Raw genomic sequence first — 16,971 nt, 5'->3', positions numbered from 1 at the left:
AAGTGTTGCGCCACCTGACGCATCGCCGAGTACTTCGCTGACCTGGGATTTCGGGGGAGGGGAGGCAAGATCTGCCAGATGTGCCGACACCGCACGGGAGGGCCGGCGCCCGCCGCCGTCCGCTGTGCCGGCCGGAGGTGAAGCGTGCTCAGGCGGTCGGTCTCGGTGTCTACGGCCGTCGGCCGGCGCTTCTCCGGTACGGCTCAGCGTGCGCCCCGTCGCGGCCCCCTCGCAGACCGGCGCCGCCGGAGCGGCCCGCGCATCGCTCGCCGCTGGGAGACCGGCCGCGCGGCATGGCCGCACCGATGGGCCCGCGCCTGCCTCACGTGGTGAGACGTCCCGATGCGGTGTGTGCGGGCCTCTTGACTCGGCTCGGCCGCGGCCTGACACTCCACTACGGGGATCCTAGTGAATTAGTAGGGAAGCATGGAGGGCGCTGTGCTGGACCTCGGCAGCGACGCGGTCCGCGTCGCCGTCCGGCCGCTGCCCCTGCTGACGTCCCGCCGCCACATCGACCTCGTACGTGTGTGCAGTGCGGCAGGTTCCCCGCACGCCGGCGGCCCCGCCCCGGCCTGACCCTCCCGTGTGCCTGCCGCTCGGCCGCGCCGTAGCCGTCGCGCGCCGTAGCCGTCGTTTGCCCGTGATCCAGCCCTTCGAGGGAGACGTATGCCCGCCTCATCCCCGACAACCGTGCCGTCCTTCCGGAACAGGATCGGCTGCGACGCGCGCAGCGGCTACTACGCTGTGCCGCACCGCTACCGGCTCCACCTCTCGCCGTCGTGTCCGCACTGTCTGCAGATCGCCGTCACGCACAGCCTGCTCGGTCTCGACGGCGTCCTCCCCATGACGCCGCTGCCCGCCGTGCCCGACGCGCCGGACGGCGGGTATCTTGCGCTGCGCCCGCTGTACGAGGCCAGCTCGCACCTGCACCCCGGCCCGGCGGTGGCGCCGGTCCTCAGCGATGACTGGACCGGCAGGATCGTCAGCACCCACACGCCCGACATCCTGCGGGACCTCGCCCGGCGGTTCGGTGGCCATGGCCCTGATCTCCATCCGCGCGGCGCCGAGGAGGCGATCGAGGCTGTCGGACGGCTCTGCGAGCGGGGCATCACCTGGGCCGCCCAGCGCGCCGGCGAGTCCGCAGGCGACTCGGCGGCACGTGAGATCGCCCTGGCCACTCTCCTGCGCGCGCTGGACGTGCTGGAGTGGCGGCTCGGTTCCCGGGAACACGTGCTGGGTGGTGAACTCACCCTGGCCGACGTGCAGTTGTGGGCGGCACTGGTGCAGCTGGACACGGTGCACCGTCACCATCTGGACGCCGCCGCCGTGCACGACATCACCGTCCACCCCCGCCTGTGGGCGTACGTGCAGTCTCTGACGGCGCACCCCGCCTTCGGCGCCCACCTCGACCCGGACGGCATCGCCCGAAGGCACCACGCCCACTGCCGAGGAGAGGAGGCAGCCGGCGCGGCGATGCAGATCGTGGACTGGGCGGCGTACGCACGCCATCCGGCACCGGAGCCGACGCGTCAGCCCGGCTGACCGGCAAAACAGGGGGCGAGCCCCCGGCCCAAGGCGGTTTCTGCAGGCATTCGACCGCTCTCGAGACGTCGGCCCTCGACGTGAACCGTCCGGCTCGAGCGTACGTCCTGTGCGGGCGTCCGCCGGCCGGGCGGGCGGAACATCGTGAATGAAGCCGTTTTGCTCCGCTATGTACGGCGCACTCCTGTGCGGGTATGAGCACCCAATGGGCACTCCGTACGCCCTGCCGGTGCCCGTAGGTGACGGAAATGATGAGCGCACCGCGCATGAGCCAGATGATCCGCGGTCTCCTGTCCCGCGGCAGGGGGCCGGCGGCGGAAGGAGTTCACGGTGTTGCTTCTCATCTCCCCGGACGGTGTCGAGGAGGCCCTCGATTGCGTGAAGGCGGCGGAGCATCTCGACATCGTCGATGTCAAGAAGCCCGACGAGGGCTCTCTGGGCGCGAACTTCCCGTGGATCATCCGGGAGATCCGCGACGCCGTACCGGCGGACAAGCCGGTGTCCGCGACCGTGGGGGATGTCCCGTACAAGCCCGGCACCGTGGCGCAGGCCGCGCTCGGCGCGGTGGTCTCGGGGGCTACGTACATCAAGGTCGGCCTCTACGGATGCACGACGCCCGAGCAGGGCATCGCGGTCATGCGCGCGGTCGTCCGGGCGGTGAAGGACCACCGTCCCGAAGCGCTCGTCGTCGCCTCCGGTTACGCCGACGCCCACCGGATCGGCTGCGTCAACCCGCTCGCCCTGCCCGACATCGCCGCCCGCTCCGGCGCCGACGCCGCCATGCTCGACACCGCGATCAAGGACGGGACGCGGCTGTTCGACCACGTTCCGCCGGACACCTGCGCCGAGTTCGTCCGCCGCAGCCACGCCGTCGGCCTGCTCGCCGCCCTCGCGGGCAGTGTCCAGCAGGCCGACCTCGGCCCGCTGACCCGCATCGGCACGGACATCGTCGGGGTGCGCGGAGCGGTCTGCGAGGGCGGCGACCGCAACGCCGGACGCATCCGGCCGCACCTGGTGGCCGCCTTCCGGGCCGAGATGGACCGGCACGCCCGTGAGCACGCGGCCGGCGTCTCCGCCGCGAGCTGACCGCCGCCATGCCGGCTTCCGAGCCCGACCACGTCCCCGGGCACCGGGCCGCGCGTCTCGCCGTCGTCGATCCGGCCACCGGAACGGTCTTCGACGAGGCTCCCGACCAGCAACCGGACGTGCTGGACGCTGTCGTTGACCGGTCCCGCCGGGCCTGGCACGGCTGGCGCGCCGATCCCGGCGCCCGCACCACCGCGTTGTGCGCGGCGGCCGACGCCGTGGAGGCCGCCGGCGACGACCTCGCCCGGCTGGTCACCCGGGAACAGGGCAAGCCCCTGGCCGAGTCGCACGCGGAGGTCGCCCGGACGGCGGCCCGCCTGCGCTACTTCGCCGGCCTGGCCCCCAGGACCCGGCGCATCACCGACGGCCGGCCCGTGCACAGCGAGGTCCGCTGGCGATCCCTCGGTCCCGTCGCCGCGATCGTGCCGTGGAACTTCCCCCTCCAGCTCGCGGCGGCGAAGTTCGCGCCCGCGCTCGCGGCGGGCAACACCGTGGTCCTGAAACCGTCCCCCTTCACGCCGCTCGCCACCCGGCTGCTCGAGTCCGTCCTCGCCACCGCCCTGCCCGAGGACGTGCTGACCGTCGTCACCGGCCGCGAGCCCCTCGGCGCCCACCTGGTCTCCCACCCCGGCATCCGCCACGTCACCTTCACCGGATCGGTACCCACCGGCCGGGCCGTCTCCGAAGCGGCGGCGGCCTCGCTCGCCCGGGTCACCCTGGAACTGGGCGGCAACGACGCCGCCCTCCTGCTGGACGACGTCGAAGTGGACCGGATCGCGGACCGGCTGTTCTGGGCCGCCTTCCGCAACTGCGGGCAGGTCTGCATGGCAGTCAAGCGCGTCTACGCCCCGGCCCGGCTCCACGCCCAGGTCGTCGAAGCCCTCGCCGAGCGCGCCAAGGCCGTCGCCGTCGGGCCCGGCCTCGACCCCGGCACCAGGCTGGGACCGGTCTCCAACGCCCCCCAGCTGGCCCGGGTCGAGCAGATCACGCGGCGAGCCCTGGCGGACGGCGCGCGGGCGGCGGCCGGCGGCCACCGGCTGGACGGGTCGGGCTGCTTCTTCGCCCCCACGATCCTCACCGACGTCCCGCCCGACAGCCCGGTGGTGACCGAGGAGCAGTTCGGACCGGTGCTGCCGGTACTGCCGTACCGGAGCCTCGACGAAGCCGTCGACGCCGCCAACGGCACCGGATTCGGACTGGGCGGCTCCGTGTGGGGCACCGACCTCGACCGGGCCGAGGCGGTGGCCGACCGGCTCGAATGCGGCACGGCCTGGGTCAACCACCACGCCGAACTGTCCCTCGCCCAACCCTTCGCGGGCGTCAAGGACAGCGGCGTCGGCGTGGCGGGCGGACCGTGGGGGCTGTACGGCAACCTCCGCCCGTTCGTCGTCCACCGGCCGCGGGGGGCGTGACGGTGAGGTTCCAGGCGGCCGTGCTGCGCTCGTACGAGGATCCGTTCGCGGTCGAGGAGGTGGCCCTGCGGACGGAACCCGCCGTCGGCGAGGTCCTGGTCGAGATCGCCGGCTGCGGGATGTGCCGGACCGATCTCGCGGTACGCCGATCGGCCGGCCGGAGCCCGCTGCCGGCGGTGCTCGGCCACGAAGGGGCCGGGGTCGTGGTGCGGACGGGCGGCGCGGACACCGCGATCGGCGTCGGTGACCACGTGGTACTGAGCTTCGACTCCTGCGGGCACTGTCGCAACTGCCGCGGCGCGGCCCCCGCCTACTGCGACTCCTTCGCCTCCCTCAACCTCTTCGGGGGCCGCGAGGAGGACGCGCCGCGGCTCACCGACGCGGCCGGGACAGCACTGGCACCCCGGTGGTTCGGCCAGTCCTCCTTCGCCGAGTACGCGCTCGTCCCGGCCCGCAACGCCGTCCGGGTCGACCCCGCCCTGCCCGTCGAACTGCTCGGCCCGCTCGGTTGCGGCTTCCTCACCGGCGCCGGAGCCGTGCTGAACACCTTCGCCGCCGGCCCGGGAGACACCCTCGTCGTTCTCGGCGCGGGCGCCGTGGGCCTGGCCGCGGTGATGGCGGCCACCGCCGCCGGCGCGCAGTCCGTGGCCGTGGACCGGCACCCCCGGCGGCTGGCACTGGCCGAACGGTTCGGCGCGATCCCGCTGCCCACCGGGACGTCCGGAATGGCCGAACGGATCCGGCGGCTCACGGGCGGCGGCGCGCAGTACGCGCTGGACACCACCGCCTCCGCCCCTCTCATCAACGACGTGCTCCGCGCACTGCGCCCCACCGGAAGCCTCGGCCTGGTGGCACGGCTCCACACCGCGCTGCCGCTCGAACCGGGCACGCTCGACCGGGGCCGCAGCATCCGCCACATCTGCGAAGGGGATGCCGTTCCCGGACTGCTGATACCGCTGCTGACCCGGCTCTGGCAGGCCGGACGCTTCCCCTTCGACCAGCTCATCCGCACCTACCCGCTGGCCGACGTCAACGAGGCCGAGCGCGACTGCGACGCCGGCCTCGTGGTCAAACCCGTCCTGCTCCCCCACGGAAGGAGCCGGTGAGCACGGCACGCAGCACCGCGGTTTCGCCCGCATCCGACGAGCAGGAAGCTCGCGGTCCCACTTCCGTCAACGGAGGAGACATGACCGGCACGGCGCCACAGCACATGGACGTGGAAGGCGTGAACGGAGGTGTGGGTCTGACCGCCTTCCTGGTCGCCGCGGCACGGGCGATCGAGACCCACCGCGACGACAGCCTGGCCCAGGACGCCTACGCGGAACACTTCGTGCGCGCCGCCCCGGCGTGCGCGGACTGGCCGGTGCGCGTTCAGCAGGCCCTCGACGGGGACGGCAACCCACTGTGGGGGCGGTTCGCACGCTACTTCGGCCTGCGGACCAGGGTGCTCGACGACTTCCTGCTCCGGTCGGTGCGGACGGGCCCCCGGCAGGTGGTCCTGCTGGGGGCGGGGTTGGACACCCGCGCCTTCCGGCTGGACTGGCCGTCCGGCTGCGCGGTCTTCGAGATCGACCGGGCGGGCGTACTGGCCTTCAAGCAACAGGTGCTCACGGATCTGGCGGCCACTTTGAGGGTGGAGCGCGTCCCCGTCCCGGTCGACCTGCGCGGGGACTGGGCCGGCGCGCTGACCGCGGTCGGGTTCGACCCGGCCGCACCGAGCGTCTGGCTGGCCGAGGGACTCCTCTTCTACCTGCCGGGCCCCGCCGAGACGTCCCTCGTCGACACGGTGGACAGGCTGACCACCGGGGGCAGCGCTCTGGCCTTCGAGGCCAAGCTGGAGAAGGACCTGATGGCATACCGCGACAGCGCGATCTATACGGCGACGCGAGAGCAGATCGGCATCGACCTGCTCCTTCTCTTCGACAAGGGGCCACGACCCGACTCCGCGGGTGACCTGGCGGCCAAGGGCTGGTCCACCTCGATGTACACGCCCTTCGACTTCACCCGCCGGTACGGACGTGGCCCCCTCCCCGAGCCGAACGACGCGCTGGAGGGTAACCGGTGGGTCTTCGCACGCAAGCCCCGGCAATGACGTCCGCTGCGCTCACGACGACGTCCGCACGCGGCGGAGAGCGGGACCTGTCGCAGGCCCCGCTCGGAGGGACGTGTCCCGATCGGATGCAGGACGGTCGTGTCCCAGTGCTTGCCGCCCACGCCCGGGGATGCCGCTGACGGACGGTGTCAGACAGCCCGGGCAGCCACCAGATGGTCGCCTGGGATCCCAGCCATGTCCGGCGCGTAGTACTCCTCGATACCGACGGCCCACGTGGCCACGGTGATGTGGTCCGCGGCGTCCGGACCGAAGGCGTCGAAGAGCGCGTGAATGTTCGCCTCCTCGAAGCCGATCGCCTTCATCAGCGAGACGAAGAGGGGGCGCTCGATCAGTCCGTCCCCGTCGGGGTCGCCGAGAGCGGAGAGCGCCTGAGCGAACTCGGTGATGGTGGGGCCGAAGCGTTCGGGGTCGAGGACGAACGGACGGAACTCGTCCACGGTGATCACGCCGTCGCCGTCGGCGTCCAATTCGGTGGCCAGCGTCGTCCAGTAGCGGCGGAACGCGGCCCGGATGGCGGCCTTGGCGCCGTCGTCCGACGCGGCCGCTGCTTCCAGGACACGGCCGGTCATCAGGTCGAAGTCGGCGGAGTCGATGACTCCGTTGCCGTTGGCGTCGAAGAGGGAGAAGACCAGCTCGACCCGCTTGGCGGCCTCATCTCGCATGTCCATCACCTGTCTGCTACGACCCGACGATCGCGGGCCTGGCCCAATGAGTGCCTCTACCCGACCGTGCGGGGACACGCCCTGCACGTGTAGCGGCCATGTCCCATAGAAACAGCGGTAAAGCATCACATGCGCTCGATCTTCGCTTCCGGTGACAGAAGGGTGGTCATTTGAGCGTGTGTGACAAGTCGGATGCCTTGCCTGTCGCTCCTCGGCAAGCGGCGCTGGCCCGCTGCCCGTCCCTCGCGTGGAGGCGGAAGCGGCTGGTGATCACCGCCCGTGCCTGGCCTCGGCTCGCCCGGCCACGGGCCACCGGCCTCCGGTGCCCCAGGGAGAAGCCGGCCGAGCCGAACAGGCTTACACACCCACATGGTCCGCACCCGGCGCCGGTACCGGCAAGGAGCCGGCGCCACGTCGCCCCCGTGTCCCGGCCCGGCTCCGCCGTGCTGCGCGGCCGCGCGGCGGCGTCGGGGCCTTCGCCGGCAGGCCCCGAGGCGCAGAGCCTCGACCTGCGCGGGGCCTGCCGGGGGAGTGAGTTCCAGCAGCCGGTGCCGCGCACGGCGGCCAAACCGGCGCGGGTCAGCCGCGGCTTCGGCGACGTGCGAGGCGGTGGAATCTCATCGGCCCGGAGGCCGGCACGGGTAGTGCTCCCGCGACCGCGTCGGCCAGCAGGGTCCCGACCGTCTCCGCCGCGCAGCGGCGGTTGGCGCCGATACCTCCGGAGGGCCCTCGTTTGATCCAGCCCACCACGTATGTTCCGGCCCTTGCGATCACCCGGCCGCGCTCGTGCGGAATCGTCCCGGTTGCCTCGTCGTACGGCAGTCCCGGCTGCGGCACTCCGCGGTGGCCGATCGCCCGCAGCGCCATGCCGGCCGGGATCTTCAGCTCACCGGCTCCGTCGGTGGCGCGCACGGCACGCACGTGTGTGTCCCCGGACACTTCCACCGGCGTGGACAGGAAACGGAACACAATGCGCCGCCGCCGTCCCGTCGCGCTCGGTGGCACGGACCAGTCGACGGCCTCCCGCGCCACGCCCCGCAGCACCGCCGCCTTGTCCTTCGGCCCGGCGGCGTCGACCACGGCCCCGATGCGCGGATCGTGGTCGTCCACGACCAGGTCCACCTCGGGAAGGTGCCTCAGGGCCAGCAGTTCGGGCCGGGTGCATGCTGCGTCCTCGGGACCGCGGCGTCCGAGCAGCACCACCTCGCGCACCTTGCTGCGGCGCAACTCCGCCAGCGCGTGGCGTGCGATTCCCGTGTCGGCGAGTGCCTCCGGGGCGGAGACCAGAATGCGGGCGACGTCAAGGGCGACGTTGCCGTTGCCGACCACGACGACACGTTCGCTCGAGAGATCGACGGCGTCCGGTGCGACCTCCGGATGTGCGTTGTACCAAGCGACGAAGGTGGTCGCGGAAAGGCAGCCCGTCCGGTTCTCGCCGGGTATGCCGAGCCGCCGGTCCGTGGCAGCGCCCACGGCGTAGATCACCGCGTCGTGGTGTGCGGCGATCTCCTCGGCCGTGACGTCTTTGCCCACCTCGAGGCCGAGGTACATGCGCACGCGCGGGTGGGTGTGGAAGCGGGCGAAGGTGTCGCCGATCTTCTTGGTCGCCGGGTGGTCCGGGGCCACGCCGTAGCGGATCAGGCCGCCAGGGGCCGGAAGCCGGTCGATGAGCGTCACGTCGGCCCGAGTGTGCAACAGCAGGTCCTCGGCGGCGTACATCCCCGCCGGCCCGGTACCCACGACAGCGACCCGCAGCGGCCCGAAGTCAGGCGGCAGGATCCGATCGAAGGTCGGCTCGCCCCAGGCATGGAAGTTCGGCCCGGAGGTGTTCGCCCCCGGCTCCTCCGCCTCCGCCGTCGCCTCCTCAGCGTGCTCGAAGTAGGCCGCGTTCATGTCGGCGTACTCCCGCTGAGCGTCGGTCAGGCTGTCGACCGGGAAGATGGCATCCACCGGACAGGCGTCGGCGCACGCGCCGCAATCGATGCAGGTCTTCGGGTCGATGTGCAGCATCTCCGTGCTGCCGAACGCCTGTTCCTCGGGTGTGGGGCGAATGCAGTTGACCGGGCAGACGGACACGCACGTGGCGTCGTTGCAGCAGGTCTGGGTGATCGCGAAGGCCATGTCGTCCACTCGGCTCCGGTCGTCAGATCAGGTTGGCGCGCTTGTAGAAGTACAGGGCGGGCCTGGTGAGCAGGCCGACGGAGGTCAGGAATTCCATCAGGCCCGAACAACTCGACCGCATCATCGACTTGTGGTGCTCGTTGGCCTTCGCCTCGCGGATGGCGCGGTCCTCGTCCAGGCCGGCGTTCGCGTAGACCTTCCGGTTCACCATGCTGGTGACGATGACGTAGGCCGCCACGGCGATCAGGAGCGACTGGATCTGGCGGCGTGTGCGTCCGGCCCGCGCGAGGTGCCTGCGCGTCTCGTCACGGGCGAACTTCATGTGCCGTGACTCCTCGACGACATGGATGTTGTTGATGGTCCGGACGAAAGGCACCACCCGTTCGTCGCGCATCCAGTCGCGCTGCATGACGTCGAGGACCTCCTCGGCGACCAGGATCGCCGCGTACGCGGCCTCACCGAATGCGACGGTCTTGAAGAACCTGCCGAGTTCGACGGCTGCCCGGTGCGGCCGGTAGGCCGGCGCCCCAAGCTTCTTCGCGCCGCGAGCGAACATGATCGAGTGACGGCACTCGTCGGCGATCTCGGTGAGCGCCCACTGGAAGGTGTCGCTGGTCGGGTCCTTCGCGTAGATGTCCCGAAGCACCATCTGCTGCAGGATCATCTCGAACCAGATGCCGGTGCTCGCCACCGACGCGGCCTCCTGCCGCGTCAGTGCCCTGCGCTGAGCTTCGGTCATCTCGTTCCAGTACGCCGTCCCGTACAGCGTGCTCCACTCGGGGCTGGCACCGTGGAACCTCTTGTCGAGCGGTGTCTCCCAGTCGACCTCGGTGAGAGGGTCGTACGAGAGCTGCGCGGACGAGTCGAGCAGGCGCCGCGCCGTGCCGTCGTCGGGCGTGCGGCTCTCGGTCTTGGGTCGCCAGATGCTGAGGGCCATGTCGGGACTCCTCGGGTCGGGGCCGGGAATTGCTCGTCCTCGGATGCCATTACTGGCGGTAACGGCATGTTGTTGACGAACCTTATAGCAAGAGTCGCCCTGGGTATATCCCGGAGCAACCATGGTCGACGGACCGCGATGCCGGGGAAGTGCCATCAGTCGGCGGCGCAGGCAGCTGTGGGAACGGGTCGGGGCCGCTGACCTCGACGACGCGGGAGTGAGCGAGGCGCGTGCGCTCATCACGGCGACCGGTGCGCCGGACGCCGTGCGGCGCATGACCACAGAACGCCGGCGGCACGCGCTGTCCGTTGTGGACCGGGAGACGTTCCCCGGGACGCCGAAGTCGGCCCCGACGGCCACGACGGCGCCGAAGTCTGCCTCCCGGTCGCCCTGGAACTGGTCCGTGCGATGCTCCGCGACCAGGGAGCCTGGTACCGGCTGGAGGTCGGCGACGTGTTCACCGTGCACGTCGGGTGGGACCGATACCTGTGCGTGGGCAGCGACCGGCCTTGCGCGGACGCCGTGGCGCGTACCAGGGAACTCGGCCTCTTCCCGGAACCGCTCACGGCCTCGCCCTACGCAGCCGAGTTCGACGAACCGGACGTGACCGGGCCGGTCGACGAGCACTTCTGGATACGCGTGCACACCGCACCGGCCGCACGCCCTCCTTGTAGCCGCCGACGACTGAGACGGCTGCTGCGCCCGAGTCTTCGTACCGGCCGATTCCTCGCGTCACACTGAGCGTCCTACCTGGCATGGCGGGCCGAGTAGAACCGCGACAGTTGGCCTTTGAGCACACGAGTTGGCCCCCTGAGCGCGATTTTGGCCCGTAAGTCAGCGGGCCGGGGCTGCCGCCCGAGGCGCCCGCCGGACCCCGCCACTAGACTCCGGCACCATGACGGCCGCCACTCCCGTACCGCCGATCCCGGTCGCGCCTGCCGGTTTGACCCGCAGGGCCAAGAGGTTCGTAGAGGTGGAGGGCGTCCGCGTTCCTCGGGAGGACATCGAGCGCCACCGCGACGCGTGGCTCAGGCACGGCATCCCGGCCGCACAGATCGACCGAGTCGCCGCTATCCAGGACCGCTGGGGCGGTCTCGCGCTGCCTCCGGCCCCCTTCCACGAGAGCGGCCCGCGCATCCTGGACTCGGTCGAACCCGGCGTCGGCGCGCGCCGCCCGCCACTGCAGGTTCACGCCGGTGACTGCTACATGGCGGGCAGCCGGCACCGCCGCCCCGTCGACCGGGACGAAGCGTGACGACTCCTCGCGGGGGCCTGAAAGCCCTGCGGGCTGCCGGCCCGATGTCGCGCTGAAGGTCATCGACTGATCCCGTCGCGGCCGCCAGCGGGCAAGGTCGCTCGTGGGCTGCGAGGTATTGCTAAACGCCAAGCTCAATAGGTGTTCGGGATGATGTTGTTGCTGTTGGCAATGTTGACATAGTTCTGGATCTCATCGATCACGGCGTAGACCGCCTGGGTGTTTATGCCCTCCTGGTAGGCTTCCAGAAGCATGTCCATCACGCTGGTCAATCCGGTGACGTCAGCCTGGCAGTGCAGCTGGGTCGTGATGTATTTGCCGGGACTGCCGCTGTCCCATTTCGTCTGCGAGACGCTGACGCTGACGCTGATGCCGTAGTCGAGCTCGTTGACGGGGAGATACATGTCCGCCATGAGTTCGTACACCCGCCGCAGCCTGCGGACGGCCGACTTGACTGGATTGTCGAACGACTGATGCAGTCGGTTGGCGGTCGGAGTGAGGATCGTGAGGTTGGCGGCATGCCTGCCGGTCCCACCGAACTCGGCGTTCAGCAGATGGCCCGCCTTGAAGTTGATGCCGTAGGAGTCCCTGGCTTTGCGGATCGCGCGGGGGAGGCTGGAGTCCGCGTCGGTTCCCATGTCGAAGAGCCCGTTCGGGCCGAGCGTCGCCGTGGACCAGTCGCCGCCCGCCTTGCTGCTGGTCATTCTGTACGTGGGGTCCTCGAAATAACTCGGCAGGCTGTTGACGTCCACCCGGTGCCGTCGTGCGGGGCGGGCGGGTGCGTAACCCGAGCCGTACCGCTGGACCACGGACAGCGGATCCGCCCCCAGAGCGCCGCTCGCGCGGGCACTGCGCTGCACGGCGGGGGCTGCGTGGCCTGCGCCCGGTACGGCCGCCCGCTGTGCGAGGACGGACGGCGCGTGCGCCGCGCCTGCCGCGAAGGCGGCTCCGTCGGCCGCGGCGGTCCGCTCGGAGTCCTGCCCCGGGTCGGTCACGGTCACTCCGGCACCGTTGTTCTGACCCGTCTCGCGGTCTCCCCGGAGGTTCTTGTCGACGTGGCCGAGTTCGTGGCCGATGATGTCCTTGCGCCCCTGGGCCGTCGGGCCCATGAAGACGTGCGTGCCGACAGTCATGGCCTGGGCGCCCATCGCCGCGACCGCGCGCTGAGCCGTCGGATCGTCGTGAAGGCGGGTTGCGGACAGCGCGTTGTTGTCGTAGAACGCCGACGCCTCGCCCAGCAGGGGCCCCGTCAGCGCGCGGCTCGGACCCGCCATGGCCGCCTCCAGCAGCTGGCGCTGGTCGGCGGGACCGCCCTCCTCCACACCGATGTGCCCGTGCGTGGGTTCGTGTTCGTGGCTGGTTGTCTCGACGGCACGCGCCACCGCGGCGTTCCCAGCCAGGCGCTGGAGGTCCAGCATCCGCTGGGCGGGCCTGTTGAGCAGCGGGCTTGCCGCGCGGTCTGCTTCCGACTCGCCTGACCGGCGCTCCCGCCGTGCGTGCGCGTGAATGATGACACCCCTTTGAAATGACCGAGGATTGCTCCATCTGATCTTTCAGGACTACCGCTGCACCCCGGTATGCCGACAGGTCCGAAGAGGCAGAGCCGGGGGCACATTTCCTGACCAGCCGGTGCTACGCCCGCGGTTACCGCGCCTGGTACCACGTCGTCTTGCATGCGGCGGGCGGGCGCCCGGCCGCGCCGGGTTACCGGCGCCGCGTCAGGCCAGACCCCCGTTGCTGAGAGCCTGTCACCTTCACCCTGCGGAAGGCTCTGTTCCGGGTGATTCTCACCAAAGCGGAGCGGTAACTCGCTGATGAGGCCGACCTGGAGGAAATCCAGACGTCGGAGGCCATGGAGAAAATTCGTTCCGCCTCCTCGACGAGGATCAGCGGACGAGGATCACCGGAGCCGTACCCGAAGGAACCAGGCGACCGCGTACGGAGATCGCCGAGGGAAACCCTTCGAGGAACCCGTGTATCGAACGCCAAGGTCAGCTCAGAGCGCGGCGTACCTCTGGAGGAAGGCTCCAGCAGTAGATAGTGATCTTCCTGTGGTAGTCGCTGCCTGGCGTCACCAGCGGGCGACAAGCGTCTCCTGCGTGCCCCGGTTGCGGTACAGCCAGGTGGTCCCCGGCGCGATGGCCCCGGTCAGGTAGCCGACGATGGGTTCCCGCTGTGTTGCGCTGTCCAGTTCGCCGAGCAGCTTCAGGGCGTCGGGCAGGGGAAAGAAGGCCGCTTGTTCGATGTCGTCGTCCTGCGCCGCGCGGCGCCGCGGTGCTCGTAGAGCAGCCAGGCAACGTGTTCGACGAGCTCGTGCGGGACGTCGAGCGTGGCAGGGTACGGAACCAACAGGGCCCTTCAGTGGCCGGTGTGCTGAGTGGAATCACCACGCCGACGACGAGGGGCCCTGCCTCGTCACCACACCCTCCGACCAGCCAATTTCACCCGCCAGCACAGGATGGCAGAGGTTCACTGAGAGACGGTCGGGGTCTGCGTCGGCGGCCGCCCCGCGGGAACCGGCAGTTGCCCGGTGTACGTCATGGTCCGGCCCATGTGTCAGTACCCGCCACTACGTTCACCGTATGAAACCCGAAATGCTCGACAAGATGAACCGGTTCCGTGAGAAGGCGCTCGCGGGCGGCGTCCCGTCCGCCGAGGTGGAGAGGTGGCTCGAGGCCGCCCGCCCCTGCGCCACCCTGGCGTCCACCGTGGACGGGCCGGTAGTGGGCCACTTCGGCGGCCCCACCCTGCTCCCCGCCGACGCTCCCCGACTCCCGGCAGGGCTGAACCTGATCGCCATGCTGGACTTCGCCGCGCTGCCCGACGACGCAACGACTCTGGTACTGCCCCGCGACGGCCGGCTCTTCTTCTTCGCCCGGCTCCATCCCGACGACCTTGATGCTTCCGGCCGAGTGATGTATGTCCCCGCCGGCACGCCCCTCGAGGAACGCCCTGGGGACGGCGGCTACGACCGCGCGGAGCTACGGTTGAAGTACGACCTCTCTCTGCCGGACAACGAGGTGCTGATCGACCCCGTCGAGCACCCGCACGCCAAGGAACTGCGCCAGGCCTGGTCAGACGTGCTGTACGAGGACAGGCACCATCGCGACGAGACTCACCTGCAGATCGACGGATACTCCAGGGACTCCTACGGTGAGGACGACCCCATCACCGCGTCCGCCGCCATGGCGGCACGGGGGGCAGGGAAGCCGGAAGGCAGGCGGGCCAGCCCATGGGCACGGCCTCGTCCCGACGACTGGGCGCTTCTCGCTCAATGGTACGGCGGCGTTTTGGACTTCGGTAACTTGCACATCGGCGGTGACGTCTTCTGGACGATCGCGAGGAAGGACGTGAAGGCGCGGTACTTCGACCAGGTGACCGTCCTGGGGTGCTTCGCAGGCCCGTGAGTTGATGTCCGATTCTGGCTGTCCCGACCGACGCTCCAACCGCCACGCCACCACACCACCGACGCGCCAACCGCCTCACGGCAAGGGCATTTCCTGCTCAATCCAGTTCGTGATCGATGGGCGCGAGGGGTGCCAGCCAAGGTCGTGAGCCCGGGTGGCACGCACGCGGCTGTTGGCGCCGAGGGCGTACCGGGAGAAACCCTCCCCCCACGCGGCCGCAGCGGAACCCAGATCCCACGGCTCCACCGCCCCCAGACCCAGCCGACGGGCGATCGCCTCACCGATATCGGCGAACGAGGCGTCCTCGCCGCCCTCCACGAAGTAGAAGCCCGTGGCCGCGGGGTCGGTGAGCGCTAGGTGATACAAGTCGGCCATGTCGTCGAGGTGCACCGTCGACCAGCGGTTCAGGCCGCGTCCGACGACGCGGACGGTCTTGCTGGCCTGCGCCTGTGTGACCAGCGGCGGGATCAGCACGGTCTGCGGGCGCGGTCCCGTGCCGTTGCCGTAGATCAGTGAGTTGCACAGCACCACCGAACGCACTCCCGCTGCACCGGCATCGATGACGGAGCGGTCGATGGCATACCGAGCCCGCCGGATCTCGTGGTTTCCCGGGCTGAAAGGCTTCGCGTCGTCGAAGATCACCTCAGATTCGTACTCACCCTGGGCGTCATCACCGATGACGCTGGTCCCGCTGGTGTGGATCAACACCTTGCCCGAACCCCGCAGAGCGTCGACAACGGCGGCCACAGCGCCACGGTGGTCGCTGTGAGCGGCATTGATGACCGCGTCGGCGCGGTCGGCCTCTCCCTTGAGCAGCGCCGCGTCGTCGAGGTCCCCGACGACCGGTTCGATGCCGGCGGCGGCGAGAGCATCGACCACGCCGGGAGTGCGGGTCAAGCCGCGCACCGTGTGCCCCTCGCGGATCAGACGGCGGGCCACAGCTCCGCCGATATAGCCGCTGGCACCTGTGAGAAAGACGTCCATGATGACTCCTGACGATGTTGGGGTGATGAGGGTGTCAGCTGCGGAAGCGGCCTGCGGCGCGCAGGGCTTCATCCAGCGGCAGACGCTGCTGTTGGTCGCCGAATTCGCAGATGCGTGTGATGCGCCCCTCGTGGACCGTCACCTGGAGACAACGCGAAATGCGCACCGGGGTGCCGGTTTCCAATTCGCCCGAAGCGGTGGCGGCCAGAGCGAAGCCGTGGTGGTCGACGTGGAGGGACCAGATGCGGTCAGCGTGGTTTCTCACGAGGTCGGCGGTCGCACGGAGCATCCGCAGCATCGCACCCGCGAATTCATCGCCCGGAAGTGACACGGTCCTGTGATCGAAGCTGTGCCAGACCTCCACGGTCTCGGCGAAGAGTAGATCGAACTCGGGGTCAACCTGCGTCAGGCCGTATGTCCCGGTGAACCGATTGGCGACTTGGCGCACAGTGGCCAAGCAGGCGGACGACTCGGTGTCTTGCTCGTCGGGCCGGCTCGCAGCGGCTGCGGCTATGTCACTGCTGGTCATCAGTTGCCCTCTCGTACCTACCCCAATGCAGTCAGGGGCGCTTGAGGACCAGCGTCCGCGCAACCGTGCCAATTCGCGAAGGCGCCTTGCTGCTATGGCAAAGAATGCCGATCGGGTGGTCTCAGGTGGCGCGGTTGTACATGTCCCTGGGCCGAACATGGGGCCCCTGGCCTGCCCATGCCCGCCGGTCTATTGCCACAAGGCCAGAGGAGGCAGATCACCGTCGAGGTCCGACACAACGTACTTTCCTGGCATCGAAGCTTGAGGACTCGGCGGTCACTGGTCCGGGGGAGTGGTGGGGGTACCTGCGCGTGCGTACGGGGATGCAGCGCTATCGGCCTTTGAGCTGGTCTTTTCCGTGTCGGGTGAGCGTCTGCGCCCTGCTCGCCGGCCCGCTGGCGGTGTCGGTCGACATCGCGGCCGTAACCCCTGCGTCTCACCGCGGTCCCGGCCATGACCGGCCCGGCCGTTCCTGCCTTCAGTCACGTCACACCGCACGGGCGGAGTCGAACCGGCGCCGAGCCTCCTCGATGTGGTCTAGATAGGTGAGGGTCCAGGCACACATTCCGTTGACCGTGGCGCGCAGTGCCTGGCCGGCTTCGGTGAGGCGGTATTCGACACGGGGCGGCACCACCGGATGAACGGTTCTGTCGACCAGCCCGTCCCGCTCCAGGTGCCGCAGCGTCTGGGACAGCATCTTGTGACTGATGCCTCCGACCTGCGTCTGCAACTCGGTGAACCGCAGGGTGCGGTCGGCCAGAACGTTGATGAGCAACAACGCCCATTTGTTGGCCACGCCCGCGAAGATCTCGCGGGCCAGCGAGTCGGCGCGGGTGAGATCCGTGTCGGCCGGATCACGGGCGGGCTGCTTGGTTACCACGAGGTGCCCCTGTCACGGAAAGGTGCGTTCTTCCAGTTCGGAG

The 16,971-nt window shown here is 70.1% G+C and carries 16 protein-coding genes and 1 pseudogene; 9 read left to right on the top strand and 8 right to left on the bottom strand.

The features are described 5' to 3' along the window. Positions 1 to 426 precede the first annotated feature (426 nt). The 6 genes from ACH4F2_RS09625 (at position 427) to ACH4F2_RS09600 (ending at position 6,132) form a co-directional block, all read left to right on the top strand. The gene (locus ACH4F2_RS09625; RefSeq protein WP_398132138.1) at positions 427 to 576 is read left to right on the top strand and encodes a hypothetical protein; all 150 of its coding nucleotides are present in this window, start codon (positions 427 to 429) and stop codon (positions 574 to 576) included. A 90-nt stretch (positions 577 to 666) separates the two neighbouring features. Further along, positions 667 to 1,542 (top strand): glutathione S-transferase C-terminal domain-containing protein, encoded by an 876-nt coding sequence (locus ACH4F2_RS09620; RefSeq protein WP_398132137.1) that lies wholly within the window; start codon positions 667 to 669, stop codon positions 1,540 to 1,542. Between the two features lie 330 nt (positions 1,543 to 1,872). Then, on the top strand, positions 1,873 to 2,628 hold the full coding sequence (locus ACH4F2_RS09615; RefSeq protein ID WP_398132136.1) for a (5-formylfuran-3-yl)methyl phosphate synthase: 756 nt from the start codon (positions 1,873 to 1,875) through the stop codon (positions 2,626 to 2,628). 8 nt (positions 2,629 to 2,636) lie between these two features. Continuing rightward, entirely contained in the window at positions 2,637 to 4,040 is a 1,404-nt protein-coding gene (locus tag ACH4F2_RS09610; protein WP_398132135.1) for an aldehyde dehydrogenase family protein, read from the top strand. Positions 4,041 to 4,042: 2 nt separating this feature from the next. Then, positions 4,043 to 5,146 carry an NAD(P)-dependent alcohol dehydrogenase gene (locus tag ACH4F2_RS09605; protein WP_398132134.1) on the top strand — a complete coding sequence of 368 codons (1,104 nt, stop codon included), beginning with the start codon at positions 4,043 to 4,045 and terminating at the stop codon, positions 5,144 to 5,146. An 80-nt stretch (positions 5,147 to 5,226) separates the two neighbouring features. Beyond that, positions 5,227 to 6,132 (top strand): class I SAM-dependent methyltransferase, encoded by a 906-nt coding sequence (locus ACH4F2_RS09600; protein WP_398132133.1) that lies wholly within the window; start codon positions 5,227 to 5,229, stop codon positions 6,130 to 6,132. A gap of 149 nt (positions 6,133 to 6,281) precedes the next feature. Here the strand turns inward: ACH4F2_RS09600 and ACH4F2_RS09595 are convergent, their stop codons facing one another. The 3 genes from ACH4F2_RS09595 to ACH4F2_RS09585 all read right to left on the bottom strand — a co-directional run bounded on the left by ACH4F2_RS09595 (position 6,282) and on the right by ACH4F2_RS09585 (position 9,873). Continuing rightward, positions 6,282 to 6,815, bottom strand: coding sequence for an EF-hand domain-containing protein (locus ACH4F2_RS09595; RefSeq protein ID WP_398132132.1), 534 nt, complete (start codon positions 6,813 to 6,815; stop codon positions 6,282 to 6,284). 579 nt (positions 6,816 to 7,394) lie between these two features. Next, on the bottom strand, positions 7,395 to 8,936 hold the full coding sequence (locus ACH4F2_RS09590) for an FAD-dependent oxidoreductase (RefSeq protein ID WP_398132131.1): 1,542 nt from the start codon (positions 8,934 to 8,936) through the stop codon (positions 7,395 to 7,397). A gap of 22 nt (positions 8,937 to 8,958) precedes the next feature. Further along, positions 8,959 to 9,873, bottom strand: coding sequence for a diiron oxygenase (locus ACH4F2_RS09585; protein WP_398132130.1), 915 nt, complete (start codon positions 9,871 to 9,873; stop codon positions 8,959 to 8,961). A 408-nt stretch (positions 9,874 to 10,281) separates the two neighbouring features. On the opposite strand from ACH4F2_RS09585, the gene ACH4F2_RS09580 reads away from it, so the two are divergent. Both ACH4F2_RS09580 and ACH4F2_RS09575 read left to right on the top strand, forming a co-directional pair. Further along, positions 10,282 to 10,614 carry a hypothetical protein gene (locus tag ACH4F2_RS09580; protein ID WP_398132129.1) on the top strand — a complete coding sequence of 111 codons (333 nt, stop codon included), beginning with the start codon at positions 10,282 to 10,284 and terminating at the stop codon, positions 10,612 to 10,614. 154 nt (positions 10,615 to 10,768) lie between these two features. Further along, positions 10,769 to 11,128 (top strand): DUF6233 domain-containing protein, encoded by a 360-nt coding sequence (locus ACH4F2_RS09575; RefSeq protein WP_398132128.1) that lies wholly within the window; start codon positions 10,769 to 10,771, stop codon positions 11,126 to 11,128. A 134-nt stretch (positions 11,129 to 11,262) separates the two neighbouring features. Here ACH4F2_RS09575 and ACH4F2_RS09570 read toward each other — a convergent pair whose 3' ends face one another. Continuing rightward, positions 11,263 to 12,546, bottom strand: coding sequence for a DUF4157 domain-containing protein (locus ACH4F2_RS09570; protein ID WP_398132127.1), 1,284 nt, complete (start codon positions 12,544 to 12,546; stop codon positions 11,263 to 11,265). A gap of 805 nt (positions 12,547 to 13,351) precedes the next feature. Beyond that, positions 13,352 to 13,518: pseudogene (locus ACH4F2_RS09565) on the bottom strand (IS5/IS1182 family transposase); the annotation flags it as partial. Positions 13,519 to 13,710: 192 nt separating this feature from the next. On the opposite strand from ACH4F2_RS09565, the gene ACH4F2_RS09560 reads away from it, so the two are divergent. Next, entirely contained in the window at positions 13,711 to 14,535 is an 825-nt protein-coding gene (locus ACH4F2_RS09560; RefSeq protein ID WP_398132126.1) for a DUF1963 domain-containing protein, read from the top strand. 75 nt (positions 14,536 to 14,610) lie between these two features. Here the strand turns inward: ACH4F2_RS09560 and ACH4F2_RS09555 are convergent, their stop codons facing one another. From ACH4F2_RS09555 to ACH4F2_RS09545, 3 genes are all read right to left on the bottom strand, one after another. Further along, positions 14,611 to 15,519: an NAD-dependent epimerase/dehydratase family protein gene (locus ACH4F2_RS09555; RefSeq protein WP_398132125.1), complete on the bottom strand. Its 909-nt coding sequence runs from the start codon at positions 15,517 to 15,519 to the stop codon at positions 14,611 to 14,613. Positions 15,520 to 15,553: 34 nt separating this feature from the next. Then, complete coding sequence (locus tag ACH4F2_RS09550; protein ID WP_398132124.1) at positions 15,554 to 16,048, bottom strand: hypothetical protein; 495 nt, start codon at positions 16,046 to 16,048, stop codon at positions 15,554 to 15,556. A 487-nt stretch (positions 16,049 to 16,535) separates the two neighbouring features. After that, complete coding sequence (locus ACH4F2_RS09545) at positions 16,536 to 16,928, bottom strand: winged helix-turn-helix transcriptional regulator (protein ID WP_398132123.1); 393 nt, start codon at positions 16,926 to 16,928, stop codon at positions 16,536 to 16,538. Between the last annotated feature and the right edge of the window lie 43 nt (positions 16,929 to 16,971).

Source organism: Streptomyces sp. NPDC017890 (assembly GCF_044328675.1).
In the GTDB taxonomy this organism is placed as follows: Bacteria; Actinomycetota; Actinomycetes; order Streptomycetales; family Streptomycetaceae; genus Streptomyces.
This window is presented reverse-complemented; position numbering and strand designations above follow the sequence as displayed.